Here is an 18,998-nt window from a genome sequence, read left to right as displayed (position 1 = left end):
GGTGATGAAATGGATGAACCGGCGAGTCGCTTGCCGTCATTGACTTCGCACTGTCGCGGCACTGGAATGCCCGAGGACAGCGATTCCAACGACGTTTGATGCGCCCGCCAAGGAGTGCGTGGATTCTTGCTATTACGAGCGTTCGCATGCGGCAGGCGTCATCGACAACTTGATCGATCTCTCACGCTCTCAACCGCAGGGTTGCCTGAACGTGCCTGGCACTTTGCTGCCGGCGCCGATGACAAGACTCTTGGCTTTAGCGAACGTTACTTTGCCAGGCTGTTCCGCGAGCAAACCAAACATTCCATCGGCCAGTATTTGCGCACGGCGCAGATCGCGAAGGCGCAGTCTTACCTGACCGACACGGAGTTGCCATTGAAGAAAATTGCCGCACGTCTTGGGTTCAGTGCGGCATCGAATTTCTTTGGCGCGTTTCGGACGGTGACCGGGGTCACGCCGGGGCACCTTCGCCAGGTCAATCGAGCAATTTTCGCCATAACCCCCATGTAACCTGCACACGACTGACCTCATGACCCGAGGCTGCTACAGTTATCCCGGGGCTGTCCCCTGCGATGACTGTGAGTTCGATGCAATATTCATGGTTTCAATGGCGCGCCAGCGTGGTGGCCATCATCCGATTCGACTTTGGCAAAGTGTTGAGAGATGTGAAGGACGGCGACATTGACTGGGATTCGTGGCGCGCCTTCTACGATGAAGGCCAATCCCCTCAAGCCGCCGTGGATTGCGCCTTCCTTCGGGATCTCAGACGATCCGGCTCTGCATGATTGACGCCCTGTAGTTTCTTCCTGTCAGCGTCTACAGACAGTGCCGTTCATGGCATTGACATCGGCTGCTGGCGATAATCGTTGTTCTTGGAGCGCAAGAAGACGAAGCCGCACGAATGAAGCCGACCGATCCGATTCCGCTGCTCAACCCGGCGTCGCGCCCGACGATTCTGATCGTGGACGACGATGAGGCCATTCAGGACTTAGTAAACATCTACACCCAGGAGCAAGGCTTTCAGACCCGCTCCTGCCCGAGCGCCGAGACCGCGCTCGAGGACATGCGAAAATTCTTCTGCCCGATCGTGATCACCGACGTGCAGATGCCCGGCATGGGCGGCTTGTCGCTGTGTCGCAAGCTGCGCGCCGGCAAGTGGCCCGGCTATGTTTATATCATCGTGATGACCGGCCACGACCAGGAGGATGGCGTGGTCGAGGCGCTCGATGCCGGCGGCGATGACTATCTTCACAAGGGCGCTCCCCCTGCCGAGCTCCGCGCGCGTTTGCGAGTGGCGGAGCGCATCGTGACGCTGGAGCAGCGCTTGCGTCGCACGCTGGAAAGCAAGGCCCGCCAGGCCGCCTCCGATCCGCTGACAGGGCTGCCCAACCGTCGCACCTTCGATCGAAGGCTCAATGCCGAGTTCAAGCGCGCTCGTCGCTTTGCGGAGCCCATCTCTGTGCTGCTCATCGATGCCGACCACTTCAAACAAGTGAACGATCAGTACGGCCACCATGTCGGCGACGAAGTCCTGCGACGTCTGGCGACCACGCTGAGAGAGAATTTACCTCGCGAATACGATGTGCTCGCTCGGATTGGCGGCGAGGAATTCGCCGCGATTCTTCCTCACACCAGTCGCGATGACGCAGCCATCGCCGGCGAGCGACTTCGTGCAGCGATCGAGAGCACGCCCTTTGTCACTGCAGCGGGCAGGCTGAGCATCACGGTCAGCATCGGGATTGGCAGTTTATCGAACCGCATCAGCATGGAGCCGCAAACGACACTGGACGTGCTCGATGAAGCCGATCGCGGTTTGTATGAAAGCAAGCGACTCGGGCGCAATCAGGTGACGGCGACTCCGGCCACCGAACCTCGCACCTTGCTCGAAGTGTCCAGCTAGAAGCGGTAGCCAATCCCGACGAAGATTTCCTCCTGCAGCGTCTGCGTTCCGCCGCCTTCCGTCAGGTCGAACTCGAACCAGCGCATGCCTGCGAATCCTTTCATCTGGTCAGAGAGCGGAATCTCCACCTGCGCGCTCAGGTCGGTGAGACTGTCCGCAGATCCGAACGTCATGATATCGGGCGCATAGTAGGCGTGGCCGGCGACTGCGAGGTCGAGATCCTTGTCGAGAACGAAGCGCAACTCCGCGCCCAGGCTCAACGCCATCACGTCGTTGTTCTCATCGTTCAGCAGCGCCGCATAGGCCTGGGGCCCGACCAGCACGCTGAGCCGGCCGAAATCGAAGTCCACCGGAAACACCAGCCCCGCGCTGAGCACGATGTCTCGCTCCTCGCTCAGAAAGAAAGCACCGGAGAAACGACTGTTGTCGACGCCCACTTTCTTGCCGCCGGAGATGTATTTGAGCTGCAGCGTGTCATTGCTCAGCTGCACCTGGGCTTCGTGACCGGTTGGAATATCCCCTGGATTTTCACTCTGGGCAGCGGCGCTGCCAGCGGCCCCCATGAGCACCAGGAATCCGAGACAGCTTCGCATGTTTCTTCTCCATCTCATGATGGCCGGATGCATAGCCAATGAGTTACGAAAAGAAAGGTTCCGGCAACGCGAGATGGTGCAAGCGCGATCCGAGATTTATAAGTACAAAGACTGCGCCCGCTGCCCACGCAACCGCGCGAGAACCTTGAATCCACCTAAGCGCAGCTCGGTAGAACGAGGGCGGGAGACGGGCTCGACCGTGACAGCTCGCAGCGCAACGCCACCGGGACGGGCTCGCGCTGCTCTCACGCCCTCCGCGACGGAACCAACTCTTTCCACGCCGGATTCGATTTCCAGCCAGGCTCGACGGGCGGCTCGCCGGCGCGAGGAACATACGGCGACGGCTTGCCTGCCGCGAGATCGGGAATGTAACGCGGGCAATTTGGAAAGATGTCGATCGGCGTGACGCGCACTAGTGCCTGCGCGCCGACGAACTCCTGCATCAGCGGATCGTCGAGCACGACCTGTGCGCGTCCGTTGATGCGCAAGCGCTTCGGCGCCTCGCCCATTCGAATGAATAACAATCCTACGAAAGGATTGACGCTGATGTTTCCAAGGCTCTTGAACATCCCATTGCCGTCGTAGTCCGGCCAGACCAACAGGTCAGGCCGCACGATGTGCGCGAAACCGGGCGGTCCGCCTTTGAAGGAACAATCCGGTTGGCCGTCGGCAGCGGCGGTGGCCAGAAAGAAGAACTCCACCGAATGAATGAACGCCGTGTCCTCCTCCGTGAATTCTGAGTGGCGCAGTCGTTCGACCAGCCGGTCGGCCAACGCCTCCGATGCAAAGTGCTGCTGCAACTCACGGTTGCCGTCGTGGAACATCGTCATGGGGTGCCTCCGCTCGCCAGGAGCCAACGGAAGCATACGCCGATTCAGCCTGACAGCGACTCGCGCGACGATTGGTCTTTGTCGCACCGCCCACGCAAGCTGGTGAACAGTGAGCGCTCAAAGCGCCTTCAGTTCCGCATCCCGCAACCCAACCAGCACCGCCTCGCCGCTGTCACGATCCAAGCGGAACTCGCCGAAGCGCGCATTGGTAAAGCGAGCGGCAGCTCCTTCCTCGAAGAAATAAGCGTTGGTGCCCAGCCACGCGCCGCCGTCGCGAAGGCGGTAGCGGATAAAGAGATCAGTGGGGATGCCCTGCCCAGCCAGCGTCGCGACCTGACGCGCGTCGAGGACGATCGGTGCCCGAAGATTTGAGATGTTCGCGGTGTATTCCGCGCTCAGTTGGTCGGCGAGCTGGAAGCGCAACGCCATGTAGTCGCCTTGCATGAGCGAGCGAGGGTCCACCGGCGCGAGCGCGAGGTAAATGGGCTCGCCGGTGCTGATGATCCGTTCTTTGGCGCGGATCGAATGATTGACCGCGACCAGGACTAGAATCGCGCCGAGCGCCGTTATAGCACGAGTCAACGTCGAGCCCATCATGTCGCGACCTCCTGCCGTTGCAACCGCATCGCCGCCAGCAGCGCGAGCACCCCGACGCTGACCATGATGCAAGACTTGGTCAGCAGGCTCAGCCCGAGCAAATAGTAGAACTGGCCAACGTGCAACAACGCACCGACGCTCGCGATACCGATCAATGCACGACTGCGCAACCGGAATGCATAAACCGCAGCCAGCAGCGCGCCAGCTGCACCGAGCAGCGGCCATAGCGCGAGCCAGTTCGTCTGAGGTTGATCGTTCCAGAACATCAAGCTGCCCAACGGTTCGGAGATCCAGGTCGCGAGCGACAGGCTTATCAGCAGGCCCGTCAGTGCCGGTCGTGCGATCCGTCGAGCGGGGCTGGACATCCAGCGGCGCTCATTATCGATGAGCGCGTGAGTCGTCCCGATGATGGGCAACCAGACAATGAACCAGCCGATGAGCGCGGGGGTCAAAGCCACTTGCCGAACGGCATCGTAGCTGATCGAGCCCCACCACCCGAAGCGAACCGTCAGCGCCCACGCGCAGCACGTGAAGAAAGCAGCGATCGTCTTGGCGAAAGGATTCGGCATCGCGAGCAACAGCACGACCTGCATCGCGCACGTCAGCGCCGCCGTCGCGGTATCCGAGTCGGTGGCGTCATAGGCTGCCCACACCATCGCGAGCTGCCCGGCGATCGACAGCGCCAGTGCGAACTGATCGAAGAACTGGCTGCCGCGATCGGCAGCATATAATGCGAACGCCGCCACCAGCAGCGACAGGCCTATCACCGCAATCACCGCGGCGGAATCCGGCTTGAACAGCGTGCCCAGGAAAACGAGCACGCACACACCGGCCAACCAGCCCGAGGCTCCGAGCACGATGCCGATGAACCAAGGCCGGCCGTCCGGCGTGCCAGGAACATCGTCGGCGGACGGTTCGATCAGCCCACGCCGCACGAGTTCGTTCCTCAGCTCAGCAACAGATATCGCCCCCTTCATGCCGCCTCTCCTTGCTGACGCCACTCCCTGAGGAGTGACATCAGCACGCGTCCACTGATGGTGGAGCTCACCGTCAGCCACAGCGCCAGCATGAACGTGATGCCGAGATCGTCAAAACCACTGTGCACCGCCAACGCGTAGGTGACGATGGCGATCACACTGGCGGCGGTCAGCGCCAAAGGAAACACGTCGTTCCGCAAGCGCATCGCGTGCACGACCAGAGCCGTTTCCACCGCCAGCACGAGGAACAGAGCAATGACATCGAAACCGTCGATCGAAATGGTTTCCACCGCGTCGATCCCGGCCGCAGTCAAGAAGCCGAAAGCACAAACAAGCGCCAACCCGGAAACCCAGCGCGCGCTGACAGCACTCCAGCCCATTCGCCAGCCGAACTCCGCAAACCACCACAGCGCCAGATTGAGCAGCGCCGGCGCGAGCAGCTCCAAAGATTCGCTGCCGTGAACAGGCGCGAACACCACCCACAACCACCCGCCGCCGGGGCGCCCACCGAAGAACAGTAGTAACGAAACATTGAACACAACCAGCCATGCAGCGCTCAGGACCGACCACTGCCCCGCCACGACGAAGGCCAATCCGAGGAGCGACCAGCTGAGGAACAGCTCATAGACATCGGCCCCGGTCTGATACGTTTGGCCGAACAACGCCAGCAACGCACCGCTTGCAATGAAGGCCATGAGCAGGGCGTAACGGCCCAGCGCGTGCGGCGTCGGCTTCCACAATGCCAGCGCCACACTGCCGACAATGGCCCCCTGGATCAGCGCGAACCTGCCGGTGACGCCGATGTCCTGCCAGTTCGCGGCGATGAAGAACACCAGCCCCGCCGCGAGCGACAGCACGCCTGCGAGTTGCAACACTCTGACAAGAAACAATCGAAGCTCGGCAGGCGCCGGCCTCGCCGCCGCCAGATCCAGAACGACCTCGGTCGCCTCGGCCGACAGACGATAGTGAGCCACGAAAGCGTCGAGGTCTCTTCTATTCATATTCTTCCCTAAATCGCGGGGCCCGCCCCTCGCAGTAGAGATTCTACAACCGATGACACCCCGATCGCTCGACAAGCTCCGGAGCCGGAGAAACTGGGTCCAGAGCGGGCGATCGCGATTTGCATCGACCGTTCTTGCAAGTGATTCCGGTACAACTGTTTTCGCTGTCGGACTCGATTACACGACGTCAATAGCAAGCGAGGGCAACCAAAAACATCGACGTCGCACTCGCGGAACAAGTCGATACGTCGCGCGTAACAATACTGATTCACCGGTGGGGCTAATAAGCACGAGGACACCGCCATGCCTCCGGCCAGGCACGCACCCTGGGTGTTGATGTCTTTAGCTTTGCTGATCGCCGGCTGCGGCGGCAGCGGCGGCGACAATGACAACAGCCCGCCGCCGTCCGCGCAAGAACCGCCGCCAACTACACCTGATCCGCCGCCGACCCAGCCCGTGACCCCAGGCGTCGCTGGACTGGATGCAAGGCCGAGCAACGCCACTTGTATCGCGCCGGAGCGCGCCAGCGGCAGCGGCACGATCGCCACCGAGCGGGTTTTTCCCAACCTGCGTTTCACCAATCCCGGCGGTGGCAGCCGCAATCCTCTGCTGATGATCCAGGCCCCTCGTGACAGGAGCCGCTGGTTCGTGGTCGAGCGCTTCGGCACCGTGAAAGTGTTCGATAACAATCCGACCGTCGCGACCACATCGATGTTTCTCGACATCGGCGCGCGGGTCGAATCAACGTGCGCCGAGTGCGGCCTGCTCGGCATGGCGTTCCATCCCGACTTCCCCGCCACGCCGCGCGTCTACCTGGTGTACACCAGCCTGGATCGCAACGGCGGCAACGGACCAGACACTCATCTCTCCGAATTCACCTCGCCGGACGGCGGACTCACGCTGAACCCCGCGTCCGAGCGCGTTCTCATCACAATTTACAAGAACTCGGTGCACCACCATGGCGGCAACATCATTTTCGGCCGCGATGGTTATCTCTATTTCGTTGCCGGCGATGGCAATGCGGCGAGCAGGAACGACGCGCAGGATCTGCACACGCTGCTGGGCAAAGTGATCCGCATCGATGTGAACAGCGCCACAGGCTCCGCGCTCTATGGTATTCCCTCCGACAATCCCTTGGCTGCCAGCACCGCGACCTGTCACGCCAACGGCAGGGGCGAGCAGAACTGTCCCGAGATCTGGGCCTGGGGCCTTCGCAATCCCTGGCGCTGGAGCTTCGATCGCCAGACCGGCGACATCTGGCTCGGCGATGTCGGCGAAGCGGAGATCGAAGAAGTGAATCACGTCGTACGCGGTGGCAATTATGGCTGGCGCTGCTTCGAAGGCTCGCAGGAAACAGGTCGTGGCTGCGGTACACCGGTCGGTCCTCTGCTGCCACCGATCGCTCAATACACGCACGAACTGGGGCAAGCGGTCACCGGCGGTTATGTCTATCGCAGCTCGGCCATTCCCAGTCTGTTCGGTCATTATCTGTTCGGCGATTTCGTGAGCGGACGCATCTGGCACATTCCGGTCGACACCCCTCCCACACTGAACGTGGAGGAAGGCTACGACTCGGGCCTGCTCGTTTCTTCGTTCGCCGAGGATCTCGATGGCGAGCTGTATGTCGTGAGCATGCGCGGCGATCTGCATCGGATCACTGGCAGCGGGACAGTAACGGGCGGCGTCGCCACGCAACTCTCCGCTACGGGCTGCGTCGATCCGAACAATGCAACCGCCCCGGCGAGCGGACTCATCCCTTATGAGCCGACCGCGGCATTCTGGTCAGACGGCGCGGACAAGCAGCGTTGGATCGGACTCCCGGACGGACAGAACATCAGTGTCAAAGACGATGGCGATTGGGACTTCCCCAATGGCACCGTGCTGGTGAAGAACTTCCGCCTGGAGAATCGACTGGTCGAAACGCGCCTCTTCATGCGCCACCCGGACGGCGTGTGGGCGGGCTACAGCTACGAGTGGAATGCGGAGCAAACCGACGCGACGCTGGTGCGCGGCGGCAAGCAAGTGACGATCGGCGCGAACACCTGGATATATCCGAGCGAGTCGCAGTGCACGCAATGTCACACCGAGGCGGCGGGTCATTCCCTCGGTCTGGAAACCAAGCAACTGGCGTCTTCGATCGCCTATCCCCAGACCGGGCGCACTGCCAATCAGCTCGTGACATTGAATACGATCAATACCCTCTCGCCGCCGATCGCCGATCCAGCGGCGGAGATTGCGTACCCTGCACCGACCGGAACGACCGGCACACTCACCGAACGAGCGCGCTCTTATCTGCATACCAATTGCGCGCAGTGCCATCGCCCTGGCGGACCGACGACGGCAAACATGGACCTGCGTTACTCGACGCCGCTTGCGAGCACCAACGCATGCGATGTAGCGCCTACGGCGGGTGACCTCGAGATCGCGGACGCCCGAATCATCGCGCCCGGTGCAGCCAATCGATCGGTGGCGGTTGCGCGCATGAGTCTGCGCAACGATCCGAATCAGATGCCGCCTATCGGCGCTCACGTCGACACCGCCGGCGTGCAGCTGATCAGCGAATGGATCGATTCGCTCACCAGCTGCAACTAACAGGGCCGGCCCCGGGCAAAAAAAAGCCGCCTGCGCACTGGGCGCAGACGGCGAATTCACAACTCAGGAGGTGAAAACTTACTTGTTGGCGAGCACCGGCGATGCTGGCGCGTTGCGCGAGCGGCCTTCAACGTCGGCCGCCATGCCCTGCAGCCACAGCTCGAGATTGGTGTAACCGCTCGCGGTCACCGCGTTCGGATCCGCCGGCAAGGTGAGCGCGCGAGTGTTCTCAGCCATCGCCGGCCAGCCACCGGCGTTTTTGTTACAACGCTCTGTGCCGTTCGGCGCGACGCAATTGATCGTCGAACCTGTGCGGTTGCGCACGCTCTGCACGATTCGCGTGTCGATCGGATCGCGATCCGCCGGCCGCGCACCCGCGAACTTGAGCACGTAGTTGAGCACCACGCCGTCGCTGGTCGGCTTGGTCGTAAAGCCAGCCGGCCAGACGACCGGGTTCTCCGCCTTGTAGCTCGACAGGCTCATGGAGCCGAACACCGTGTCGACGATCGCCCACGGATCCGAAGTCGCTCCCTCGGCCTCGTTGTCGGCGACGAACACCTTGCTGCCGGCGGCGGGCTTCGTCGAGTCCGCGCGCACCAGGATCGGCGCATTCGATCCGGTCTGCGGACCCCGGATGAGCACGTTGCCGACGATCGAATTGTTGGTCACATCGCCATGGCTCTGCAGCTCGATGCCGTTGTTCGACCAGTTGTAGATCACGTTGTTGACGATCGTGGTGCGCGTCGAGTTGGTGAGCGGATTACGCGACTTCGCCCCGCTGATGAGGTTGTTCGCGAACGTGATGTTGCCCTTGACCGGTCCGAAGATCACGCCATAGCCGTGCGCGCCTTCGGGATGGATCGATTGATGCAGCGGCTCGGCGAAAATGCTGTTGATGATGCTGACGTTGTCCCAGCTCGCCCACGCGCTGGCCAGCTCGTCGATCGACCAGCTGAACGAGCAATGGTCGATGACGATGTTCTTGATCGCGGCCTCGGCCGGACCCGAGATCTTCAATCCATCGCGATTGCTCGGAGGCTCGCCGCCGGCATCGTCGCCGGGACGCACCTGCAGGTGCTGGACCAGTACGTCGGAGGTCCGCACATTCAAGCCGCCGCCTCGTAGCATGATGCCGGGGGAAGGAGCGGTCTGGCCCGCGATCGTGATGTTCGGATTACGCAGCACCAGATCGCCGGTCAGCTTGATGGTGCCGGAGACTTCGAACACACACACGCGCGGACCGCTGGCGTCGACGCAAGCCCGCAGCGAGCCGGCGCCAGTGGCGTTGAGATTGGTCACGCGATGAACGGCGCCGCCACGGCCAGCGGGCGTCGTGGCACCGTTGGTCTTCACGTTCGGCAGCACAGATACGGCGGCGCCGGCAGCGAACGATGCGGCACCCGACGCAACGGCAGCCGCTGCGATCAGGCCAAGGCGAACAGCACGGGCCGTGGGACGATTCGAGAAAGCAGTCTTCGGCGAATGTTCGGTCATCAAGTAAGGTCCTCGTTGTGACTCTGTCCTGCGAGACCGGGTGTCCGGCTCGGGCCGGCCAGAGGGGCCGGGGCGATGGCGAAACGTTACAAGTCCGCCTGATGCGATCACATCGGAGAACCCCTGAACGAGGGCACAGATGGCCTGTCGGCGCGTAGTCCCTTTGCCCGCAAACAGCATGGTCGCGCTTATGTTCTCGTCGTCCCGCTAAAAGGCTGCGCGCCAGATCGACCAGGTATAGTTTCTAGTCCTGCGCGAGCTGGGTCCACCTGTACCCAGATGTAGACAGTTCGACCGCTCTCGCCTCCTTCCTGTCAGGATTTTCAGTCCGCGCGTACCTCAATTTCCTTGCCTTGTTGGGGCGCGCACGCCAACCTAGCGGGATGGCTTCAGGACTTGCAGCACTATTGGATGACGTTGCGGCGATCGCCAAGCTGGCGGCCGCGTCCCTTGACGATGTGACCGCGGCCGCCGGCAAAGCCGGCTCCAAGGCGGTGGGAGTCGTCGTCGACGACGCCGCGGTGACGCCCGGCTACGCGATGGGCTTTACGCCCGAGCGCGAGCTGCCGATCGTCTGGAAAATCGCGCTCGGCTCGTTACGCAACAAGTTTTTCTTCCTGCTGCCCGGCGCACTGCTGCTGAGCGCGTTCGCGCCGTGGGCGGTGACGCCGATTCTGATGCTCGGCGGGGCCTACCTGTGTTTCGAGGCGACCGAGAAAATCATCGAGGCGCTCATGAAGGCCGGGAGCCACGAGGCCGAGACGCCTGACGTGGAAGAACTGGCGCAGAGCTCGGCCGACGTCGAAGCGCGGAAAGTCGCAGGAGCGATTCGCACCGATCTCATTCTATCGGGCGAAATCATGGCGATTGCCCTCGCCACCGTCGCAGATCGTCCCTTCGCCATCCAGGCCGGCGCGCTCGTGCTCGTGAGCCTCGGGCTCACCGTTGCCGTCTATGGCGTGGTCGGCTTGATCGTCAAGATGGATGACATCGGCGTGCACCTGGCCGGGCGCGGTTCGTCAGTCTCGCGGGGCACGGGCCGAGCCCTGGTGAAGTCGATGCCTCATGTGATGCAAACCCTGAGCGTCGTCGGCACGGCCGCAATGCTGTGGGTCGGCGGCGGCATCATCGTGCACGGGCTCGAGCACTTTCACCTGGAGACCGTGCCCCATCTCATCCACACGCTCTCGGAGATGGCCCATCACGCATCGGTGCTCGGCGGGGTTGCTGCGTGGCTGACATTCGCAGCCTCCTCAGCCATCGTGGGACTCATCGTCGGCGGCGCGATCGTTGCGATCGTGCACTTCCTGCCCGGCCGCAAACACTGAGCGGATCCGGCTGATATAACTTCGCCTCATAGATCGGCGGCCTTATTAGTTGGATGGGCCTCCTCGCCGCGCTTGTAGACTCGAGCGCACGACAGGAGGACCCATGACCGATCTCGCGATCGAGAACTTCCGCTTTCAGGCGCCACCCCAGGCGCTGGACGATCTGCAACAGCGACTGCGTCGCACGCTCTGGCCCGACGAAGTCGCCGCCGAGCCCTGGCGCTACGGCCCGCCCGTGGCGTACATGCAGAGCTTCGTCGACTACTGGCTGAATAAATATGACTGGCAGGCGCACCAGGCGCGCTTGAATTCGTTTCCTCAATTCGTCGCACAGATCGACGAGCACCGCATTCATTTCATCCATCAAGCCGGCAACGGCCCCTCGCCCATTCCGCTGGTGCTGACTCACGGCTGGCCTGGCAGCGTCGTCGAGATGCTCAAAATCATCCCGCTGCTCACAGACCCGGCAGCGCACGGCGGCGATCCCGCCGATGCGTTCACTGTCATCGCGCCCTCCATCCCCGGCTATGGCTTTTCGAGCCGGCCTGCGAACCGCGGCACCAATGTTTTTGTGGTGGCAGATTTGTGGGCGAAGCTGATGACCGGCTTGAACTATCCGCGCTTCGGCGTGCAAGGCGGCGATTGGGGTTCGTGGATCAGCGCCGCCACCGCACTTCGCCATCCGGAGCGGATCGTGGGCCTGCACCTCAACTATCTCTCGACACGATTCCGCCCGGCGCTTGGCTCGAACGACCCGCCACTGAGCCCGGCCGAGGAGGATTATCTGGCGAGAGTTGCCAGATGGATGGACACCGAGGGCGCATACATCGCGATACAAGCAACGAAGCCACTCACGCTGAGCTACGCTCTCACGGACTCGCCCACGGGGCTGGCGGCATGGTTCGTCGAGAAGTTTCGCAGTTGGAGCGACAATCAACTGCTGCCGGATGAGGCGCTCAGCAAGGACGAGATGATCACGGACATCATGCTCTACTGGCTCACCGGCACGACCCACTCCGCCATCCGCTTTTACAGCGAATCGCGCGAGCATCCGTTTCATCTCGCCGCCGGGCAAAGAATCACACCTCCCTGTGGCATCGTCCATCTTCCCCGCGAACTGCCCATGCCACCGCGCAGCTGGGCCGAACGCGCATTCAACGTCGCGCATTGGTCCACCCTGCCGCGCGGGGGTCACTTCGCCGCGTGGGAGCAGCCGGCGCTGCTCGCCGAGGACATTCGAAAGTTTTTCCGGCCGTTGCGTCGCTAGGGCAGCTCGCGCGAGGAGACGTGATTGAGCGCGATCACCCACTTACCATCGCGCTTGCGCATCAGGCGGGTGTTGATGCCGTCTTGCGCGCCCTTCGGGCGGTCGAGTTGATAGCGGCTGATGAGCTGGGCGGCATCGGGTGCGAGTATTTCGATTTTGATGTCGAAGAAGTGCAGCTTGCCGCGCGTCTCCTCCGACGCGCCATAATCGCGAATGTAATGATCGAGCGTGCCCTGCCAGTCTTTCTGGAACTCGCCACGGGAGACGAAGATCACGTCGGGATTGGCAAAGCCCTCCATGTAACCGCGGAAGTCGCCGCGGTTCCAGGCCAGCTCCATGCGGTTGATGACTGCCAGGATCGCCTGTTTCTCTGCTTCCGGATCGACGGCCGACGTGGTTTGCTGGTCTCGCGGAGTGCAAGCTGCCGTCAGTGCGAAGACGAGAATCGCAATCGCTGCGCGGATTCGTGATGAGTGCGAGTGCATGTCGGCTCCCTGGACGAGATGCGCGCTATTAGCACAATTCGCCGACGAGCCGTCAATCCCGTCCAAGACCGGCCGCGGCTTTATCGGAGATCATCACGGCTCACAGCCGAGCGATCACGGGAGGTGCGACATGAGCGCCAATACTGAAGGCCTGCAAGACGTCCGGGTCTACACTACCGCCGAGGGACGCGCAGTCATCGAACAATCGTCGGGGACTGTGGTGCTCGAGGCGGAGCAGATTCTGACCGTCATCAAGCAACTACACGCCTGCTACGATTACTGCGCCGTCTGGAAGCAGGCTCCGCAGGAATAGGATCCTCTCATGACCCAGCCCATCAACATCCTGCTGCAAACGACCATCGAGCCCACCGAGAATGACTGGCACATCGGTCGATTCTCGATGCTGCGGGACTATCTCGCTTCCCTGGCGACGGCCGACGGCGCGCCCATGTTTCAGGTGACGGCGAGAGATCGAGACCCGGTCGGCGCGTCGGATTCGGTGCTGTCCGCGCTCGATCGCTCCAACTACGATGAGCTTTGGCTATTCGCTGTCGATGTGGGCAACGGCCTCAACGACGAGGACCGCGCAGGCATCCTGCGCTTCCGCGCTCGCGGCGGCGGGCTCATGATCACGCGGGATCACATGGACCTGGGCTGTTCGATCTGCGATCTCGGCGTGATCGGTGCGGCCCACGTTTTCCACACGCACAACGCGGGCCCGACGATTCCCCCGCCGGACGACAGAGGCACGCCGCAGATTCAGTGGCCGAACTTCCATTCGGGCGCGAATGGCGCGGCTCAGCGCGTGCAAGCTGTACAGCCGGCGCATCCTGTTATGCGAGAAGTAACGTTCCTGCCTGCTCACCCACACGAAGGTGCGGTCGTCGCGCCGGCGTCGGCGCCGCACGCGAGAGTGATCGCGACAGGTCAGAGTCTCGCGAGTGGACAGCGTTTCAACATCTCCGTCGCGTTCGAACGAACGGCGACCGAAGGCCCGGCGATCGCGGAATCCACCTTCCACCACTTCGCCGACTACAACTGGGATCCCCACCGCGGCAGCCCCGACTTCGTCAGCGAAACGCCCGTGTATGAGTTGCCGAATTCACCTGCCATGGTGTCGGTCCACAACTACGTTCGGAACGTCGCGTTGTGGCTGGCGGGCAGGCTCTGACGTCGCTAACAAGGGAATCTGCCGTTTCGGTGCGGTCTAGTTCGGCGTTGCTGTCGGAGGCGTGGTGGTCTGCGGCGCTGGGTGCGGTCTAGTTCGGCGTTGCTGTCGGAGGCCTTGGTGGTCTGCGTCGCCGGGAACATCACTGGCGCATTCGCGCGTGACTCGTCTCCGACCGTGCAACCGTTGGTTGTGAGGTTGAGGTTGCGCGCTGTCGTAACGGCAGTTGCGGCCGCGCTCGGCGCGGCCGCCGGGTGACGTTCCCGCAGGTCGCGATGTCACCGCGTTCGCCCGTCACCGCTTGAGTGACGTTGTCGCCGTGTGATCGCATAGCTCTCCGTCGCGAGTCGTCGCGAAGACGACTCGTCTAGTTTCGCGCGATAGCCAGGCGACCGCAGGTCGCCCGCCTGACTCCGCTCCAACATCTCGGCGGCGTCGGGAGCGACGCGAACCACCGACGCTCCGACACCGACGCTGAGTTGGGCCACTGCCGGCGGCCCGGCAACGCACACTACGACGCTCCGACTCTTACTCTTTAAACGGCGCGTCCATCAACAAATCAACGGCAGATGGTCTCTTGTATCCCGGCACGAGCCGCTCCCCGAAGTCCCGCGCGAAATTATCGTACGTCGTATCCGGCCTCGTCTCCACGATCCGGCACACCGCGTGCGTAAACGCTTGCTTCATATCCAACCTCGGATACGCGTCGATGATGGAACCGATGAGTGGGGGCGCCAACATCTCGTAGCCGAACCCGCCCCAATCGAGCCCGATGCCAGCCGTGCACAACGCAACTTCGGGCTCCTTGTGCAACCCGATCGACGGCGTCGAGTTCAACGCAACTCCATCCCAGATCAACTGGCCCTGACGCTCGTCCATGCCGAGCGTGCGTGCAAACTCACGAGCCGCATTCGCCCCTCCCACTTCAAAGCGCAGCGGCCCAGCGAACTCCTGCACCAAACCGATATCGTGGAGCAGCGTCGAAACCGCTAAAACCTCGGGATCGTGCAGAGCGTTCTTCAGCTGCGCGAGCGCCGCGGAGAACAGCCACGACCGCATCGAGTGATTGAACAGGTACGGCTCGCAATGCTCACGCGCAAACTCGATCGCGCGGGCCACGATAGGTGTATCGGGCACGATGACGCCGGCGAGCAGACGCGTCGGCACGGTCGGATACAACGTCTTATCGATCGAGTTCATCGCGCTCTCCCACTTCTGTAAGAGCCACGATCCTCCTCGTGTGCAGCCAACAATGCTTGGAGAACCGCGCCGATATTGGAATAGACCTGCCCGGGCTGGTTCCATTCAACTGAAGAGCAGATTCATCAAGCTTCGCTGCGCGGTTCGTTGAACACTCACCAGCGCATCAATGCGCCTTGCTGGAAGCATCATGGATCTCGCCATCAATCGATTCTCGATCGACGCTCAGGAGGTTGCCGCCGTGACCGACTGTCTCACCAAGTGGTACGCCGCGAACGATTCGGTTCGCCATCTCTGGGCGGTGCAGGAGCGCGGCTCGCTCATCGCCGTGTACATCACGCTGGAGCCGACTTCCGACGGCGACGATGCCCTGCCCGTCTGGTTCGCAAAAGGCCATCAGTGGGCCAACGAGCTGTGCGTGCTGACCCGCTGCGAAGTGCAGCTGCAACTGCTCGGCTCGAACTACGAGCGGCCCGAGATCTCTGCCGAAGCAATGATCGCGGAGCTGAGCTGGCGCGATCCATGGATTTCCGAGTGATCCTTCCCCAACCGAGGACTTTGCAATGTCTGTTCTGAAGAAACTTGCCCCGGCCATCGTCGTTGCCTGCGCAGTGGCCGCACCCAATGTGTACGCATCGGAAGACGCGAAGCACGCCATCGTCACACAGCTGCTGACCAAGCCGGTGCCCGAGCTTGCAGGTAAGGAATTAGAAATGATCACCGTCGAGTATCCGCCGGGCTCGATCGATCCCGTGCATCGACACGATGCGCACGCCCTGGTCTACGTGCTCGAAGGGACCATTGTCATGCAGGTCAAAGGCGGCAAAGAAGTCACCCTGAAGCCGGGACAAACCTTCTATGAAGGTCCGAACGATGTGCACACCGTCGGGCGGAATGCGAGCCAGACCGAGCCGGCGAAGTTCATCGTCGTGCTGTTGAAGAAGCAGAACGCACCGATTCTCACCGTGATCGAGTAAGTCCTGTCGCCGGCGACTCACTCGGTCGCCGGCGAATCCCATCATCACACCAACGTAAAGCCACCGTCGATGTTGAACACCTGACCGGTCACCCAGTCCGCATCCTTGCTGGCGAGTGCGACGATCCAACGCGCCACGTCCTCGGGCACGCCGCGTCGACCGACCGGAATGATACTTCGCTCCTGCTCTTTCACCGCTTCGACGGTGGCTTCCGACAGGCCCATGCGATCGCGCAGAAAATCGGATTCGACCGGTCCCGATGCGATGGCATTGACTCGCACACCGTGAGGCGCCAGCTCCAGCGCCCAGCAGCGAGTCAGCTGTTCCAGCGCGGCTTTGCTCGCGCAGTAAGCACCGAAACCCGCGACGGCCTTCTGCGCCAGGCTGCTCGATATGTTCACGATCGAACCGCGCGATCGGATGAGATGCGGCGCTGCCGCCGCCGCGAGCATCGTCGGCCCGATCGCATTCACGCCATAGATGTCGCGCGCGTGCTCGAGCGTCGTCTCGATGAGCGGCGACGGCGCGCCAGCGCCGGCATTGTTGACCAGCACATCGACGCGCCCCCACAAGTCGATCGCACGCTCGATCGTCCGTCGCGCATCCAGAGGATTCGCGACGTCCGCGGTCAACGATTCGATGCGAGGCTCCGATCTGACAATTTCATCGAGCTTCGCAGCTCGTCGCCCCGTGATGAGCACGTTCGCCTGTTCCCTGGCGAACGCACGAGCGGCGGCGAGTCCGATCCCAGCACCGCCGCCGGTAACTACCACGACCAGATCTTTCACATTCATCATTGGATCTCTCCAGGGGCATTCGAGCGGGCTCGACGCCACGCTCGCGGACTCTCTCCCACGATCCGCCGGAACAATCTCGTCAGGTGAGATTGGTCGGCAAGACCGCAGTCGAGTGCGATGTCGCTCAGCGAAGCTTCGGTCGACAACATGAGGCCCTGAGCCCGCTCCACTCGCCGCCGGATCACGTACTCATGAGGCGGCTCGCCGAAGCTGTTGCGGAACGCCCGACCGAAGTGCGAAGCATTGAGCCGCACGAGCGACGCAAGCTCTTCGTTCTTGATCGGGCGATCCAGATTCGCATCGACGTGGCTGGTCACCTTGCGGATCTGCCACGGCGACAAGCCGCCGCGCACCGGCTCTTTCGGCGCCGTCTCCGTGCCGCCCAGTCCCTCGAGGATTTCGGCGGCTCTGCGCAAGCTGTCCTCGGCGGTCACGCGCTCGTCGTCGAGTGCGCTGCGCAGAGCCGTGCACAGCTCTGTCATGACGGATCGGAACTGCCGCACGCAGACTCCCTGCCTGGCCATTTCTTCGGGCGGCACACGTGTCGTTGCAAATGTCAGTTGGGGTGTAAACGTGTCCATGACTTCGCTCCGCTGTTATGCGCGCAGGAACGCGAGCAGATCCGCGTTCACCTGATCCTGGTGCGTGGCCGTGAGGCCATGAGGCGCACCGGGGTAATAGATCGCCTTGACCGTCTTGAGCAGCTTCTCGGCCTTCTTCGCCGAGTCGTGCACCGGCACGATCTGATCGTCTTCGCCGTGCATCAGCAACGTCTGGACATCCATCTTCTTCAGGTCCTCGGTGAAGTCCGTCTCCGAGAACGCCTTGATGCACTCGTACGCGTTCTTCAGGCCGACCTGCATGCTCCACAGCCAGAACTGATCGAGCGTGCCCTGCGAGACCTTCGCGCCTTCGCGGTTGGCACCATAGAATTGGACAGCCAGGTCTTTGTAGAACTGCGAGCGATCGTTGAAGACGGCCTTGCGCAATCCGTCGAATACTTCGAGCGGCAGACCCTCGGGATTCGCCGCGGACTTGACCATGATGGGCGGGACCGCGCCGATCAGCACGGCTTTGGCAACGCGCTTCGTGCCGTGGCGGCCCATGTAGCGCACGACTTCGCCGCCGCCGGTCGAATGGCCGACCATGGTGATGTTCTTCAGATCGAGGGTTTCGATGACGGCCGCCAGATCGTCCGCGTAACCGTTCATATCGTTGTTCGAGGACGCCTGTTCCGAGCGGCCGTGGCCGCGGCGGTCATGCGCTATCACTCGAAATCCCTGTTGCACGAGGAACTGCATCTGTCCGTCCCACGCGTCGGCGTTGAGCGGCCAGCCGTGCGAGAAGGTGACGACCGGGCCACGGCCCCAGTCCTTGTAGTAGATCTGGGTGCCATCTTTACTGGTAATGAGGTTCACGTTTCGGGCTCCTTTGCGCGGGGAGGAAGGGGTGGGTTGGTCGGACGAGGCGCTCGCCACAGCGGCCGCGGACAACCCGGCGGTTGCGGTGGCCATGACGCTGGCGATCAGGACTTCACGTCGACTCGCGCTCGTCGAAGACGGGGGGGCGTTCATCAGGCTTACTCCGGTGGTGTGGGTGTCCAAGGTCTGTGGGTGGATGTCCAAGGTCAGTCCGAGGTCTGTGGGTTCCAAGCTCTGGGTGAACTGTCCCACCGCGCCGCACGCAGCCCAAGTTCAGTGGTGTTAAACAGCGCTAAGCGGCAGTGCGCCGCTCTCGTCCAAGTCGCCCCGGACGCAATCAAGAATCGGCCGCCGCTCTCGCAGACGATGCC

At 62.4% G+C, this 18,998-nt stretch carries 20 protein-coding genes; 9 read left to right on the top strand and 11 right to left on the bottom strand.

Translation table 11 applies throughout. The annotated features are described in order from the left end of the window. Positions 1 to 201 precede the first annotated feature (201 nt). Both EK373_RS18590 and EK373_RS18585 read left to right on the top strand, forming a co-directional pair. Positions 202 to 510 carry a helix-turn-helix transcriptional regulator gene (locus EK373_RS18590; protein ID WP_157994419.1) on the top strand — a complete coding sequence of 103 codons (309 nt, stop codon included), beginning with the start codon at positions 202 to 204 and terminating at the stop codon, positions 508 to 510. Between the two features lie 391 nt (positions 511 to 901). Further along, entirely contained in the window at positions 902 to 1,900 is a 999-nt protein-coding gene (locus EK373_RS18585) for a diguanylate cyclase (RefSeq protein WP_129645211.1), read from the top strand. Here EK373_RS18585 and EK373_RS18580 read toward each other — a convergent pair. The 5 genes from EK373_RS18580 to EK373_RS18560 all read right to left on the bottom strand — a co-directional run bounded on the left by EK373_RS18580 (position 1,897) and on the right by EK373_RS18560 (position 5,898). Further along, a complete protein-coding gene (locus EK373_RS18580; RefSeq protein ID WP_157994418.1) occupies positions 1,897 to 2,493 on the bottom strand; it encodes a YfaZ family outer membrane protein in 597 nt (198 codons plus the stop codon). The two genes, EK373_RS18585 and EK373_RS18580, sit on opposite strands and share 4 nt — an antisense overlap. Positions 2,494 to 2,738: 245 nt before the next feature. After that, positions 2,739 to 3,323 carry a pyridoxamine 5'-phosphate oxidase family protein gene (locus EK373_RS18575; RefSeq protein ID WP_157994417.1) on the bottom strand — a complete coding sequence of 195 codons (585 nt, stop codon included), beginning with the start codon at positions 3,321 to 3,323 and terminating at the stop codon, positions 2,739 to 2,741. 117 nt (positions 3,324 to 3,440) lie between these two features. Further along, a complete protein-coding gene (locus EK373_RS18570) occupies positions 3,441 to 3,920 on the bottom strand; it encodes a GDYXXLXY domain-containing protein (RefSeq protein WP_129645208.1) in 480 nt (159 codons plus the stop codon). After that, the gene (locus EK373_RS18565) at positions 3,917 to 4,897 is read right to left on the bottom strand and encodes a DUF4401 domain-containing protein (protein ID WP_129645207.1); all 981 of its coding nucleotides are present in this window, start codon (positions 4,895 to 4,897) and stop codon (positions 3,917 to 3,919) included. The genes EK373_RS18570 and EK373_RS18565 overlap by 4 nt, the downstream gene beginning before the upstream one ends. Further along, complete coding sequence (locus tag EK373_RS18560; RefSeq protein ID WP_129645206.1) at positions 4,894 to 5,898, bottom strand: DUF2157 domain-containing protein; 1,005 nt, start codon at positions 5,896 to 5,898, stop codon at positions 4,894 to 4,896. Before EK373_RS18560 ends, EK373_RS18565 begins: the two co-directional genes overlap by 4 nt. Positions 5,899 to 6,234: 336 nt before the next feature. On the opposite strand from EK373_RS18560, the gene EK373_RS18555 reads away from it, so the two are divergent. Beyond that, a complete protein-coding gene (locus EK373_RS18555) occupies positions 6,235 to 8,490 on the top strand; it encodes a PQQ-dependent sugar dehydrogenase (RefSeq protein ID WP_232831149.1) in 2,256 nt (751 codons plus the stop codon). Positions 8,491 to 8,568: 78 nt separating this feature from the next. Here EK373_RS18555 and EK373_RS18550 read toward each other — a convergent pair whose 3' ends face one another. After that, on the bottom strand, positions 8,569 to 9,984 hold the full coding sequence (locus EK373_RS18550; RefSeq protein ID WP_157994416.1) for a pectate lyase family protein: 1,416 nt from the start codon (positions 9,982 to 9,984) through the stop codon (positions 8,569 to 8,571). Positions 9,985 to 10,367: 383 nt separating this feature from the next. On the opposite strand from EK373_RS18550, the gene EK373_RS18545 reads away from it, so the two are divergent. Both EK373_RS18545 and EK373_RS18540 read left to right on the top strand, forming a co-directional pair. Then, positions 10,368 to 11,312 carry a DUF808 domain-containing protein gene (locus tag EK373_RS18545; RefSeq protein ID WP_129645203.1) on the top strand — a complete coding sequence of 315 codons (945 nt, stop codon included), beginning with the start codon at positions 10,368 to 10,370 and terminating at the stop codon, positions 11,310 to 11,312. A gap of 103 nt (positions 11,313 to 11,415) precedes the next feature. Continuing rightward, positions 11,416 to 12,579, top strand: coding sequence for an epoxide hydrolase family protein (locus EK373_RS18540; protein ID WP_129645202.1), 1,164 nt, complete (start codon positions 11,416 to 11,418; stop codon positions 12,577 to 12,579). On the opposite strand, the gene EK373_RS18535 is transcribed toward EK373_RS18540, so the two are convergent. Continuing rightward, the gene (locus EK373_RS18535; protein ID WP_407676204.1) at positions 12,576 to 12,917 is read right to left on the bottom strand and encodes a nuclear transport factor 2 family protein; all 342 of its coding nucleotides are present in this window, start codon (positions 12,915 to 12,917) and stop codon (positions 12,576 to 12,578) included. The two genes, EK373_RS18540 and EK373_RS18535, sit on opposite strands and share 4 nt — an antisense overlap. Before the next feature lie 277 nt (positions 12,918 to 13,194). Here EK373_RS18535 and EK373_RS18530 point away from each other — a divergent pair, with 277 nt between their 5' ends. Further along, entirely contained in the window at positions 13,195 to 13,377 is a 183-nt protein-coding gene (locus tag EK373_RS18530) for a hypothetical protein (protein WP_129645200.1), read from the top strand. Between the two features lie 9 nt (positions 13,378 to 13,386). Next, positions 13,387 to 14,235, top strand: a complete 849-nt coding sequence (locus EK373_RS18525) for a hypothetical protein (protein ID WP_129645199.1) — start codon at positions 13,387 to 13,389, stop codon at positions 14,233 to 14,235. Between the two features lie 525 nt (positions 14,236 to 14,760). On the opposite strand, the gene EK373_RS18520 is transcribed toward EK373_RS18525, so the two are convergent. Next, positions 14,761 to 15,432: an HD domain-containing protein gene (locus EK373_RS18520; RefSeq protein WP_129645198.1), complete on the bottom strand. Its 672-nt coding sequence runs from the start codon at positions 15,430 to 15,432 to the stop codon at positions 14,761 to 14,763. 190 nt (positions 15,433 to 15,622) lie between these two features. Here EK373_RS18520 and EK373_RS18515 point away from each other — a divergent pair, with 190 nt between their 5' ends. Next, positions 15,623 to 15,970 carry a hypothetical protein gene (locus tag EK373_RS18515; RefSeq protein ID WP_129645197.1) on the top strand — a complete coding sequence of 116 codons (348 nt, stop codon included), beginning with the start codon at positions 15,623 to 15,625 and terminating at the stop codon, positions 15,968 to 15,970. A gap of 25 nt (positions 15,971 to 15,995) precedes the next feature. After that, on the top strand, positions 15,996 to 16,409 hold the full coding sequence (locus EK373_RS18510; RefSeq protein ID WP_129645196.1) for a cupin domain-containing protein: 414 nt from the start codon (positions 15,996 to 15,998) through the stop codon (positions 16,407 to 16,409). Between the two features lie 44 nt (positions 16,410 to 16,453). Here the strand turns inward: EK373_RS18510 and EK373_RS18505 are convergent, their stop codons facing one another. From EK373_RS18505 to EK373_RS18495, 3 genes are read right to left on the bottom strand one after another with little or no spacing between them, the layout of a single operon-like run. Next, a complete protein-coding gene (locus tag EK373_RS18505) occupies positions 16,454 to 17,206 on the bottom strand; it encodes an SDR family NAD(P)-dependent oxidoreductase (RefSeq protein WP_129645195.1) in 753 nt (250 codons plus the stop codon). Then, the gene (locus tag EK373_RS18500; protein ID WP_198683420.1) at positions 17,203 to 17,787 is read right to left on the bottom strand and encodes a helix-turn-helix domain-containing protein; all 585 of its coding nucleotides are present in this window, start codon (positions 17,785 to 17,787) and stop codon (positions 17,203 to 17,205) included. The genes EK373_RS18505 and EK373_RS18500 overlap by 4 nt, the downstream gene beginning before the upstream one ends. 15 nt (positions 17,788 to 17,802) lie before the next feature. Beyond that, positions 17,803 to 18,780, bottom strand: coding sequence for an alpha/beta fold hydrolase (locus EK373_RS18495; protein WP_129645194.1), 978 nt, complete (start codon positions 18,778 to 18,780; stop codon positions 17,803 to 17,805). Positions 18,781 to 18,998: the final 218 nt, after the last annotated feature.

It is taken from the genome of Peristeroidobacter agariperforans, assembly GCF_004138335.1.
Lineage (GTDB): Bacteria > Pseudomonadota > Gammaproteobacteria > Steroidobacterales > Steroidobacteraceae > Steroidobacter > Steroidobacter agariperforans.
Note: the sequence above shows the minus strand (reverse complement) of the source record. Positions and strands in the feature narration are given on the sequence as shown.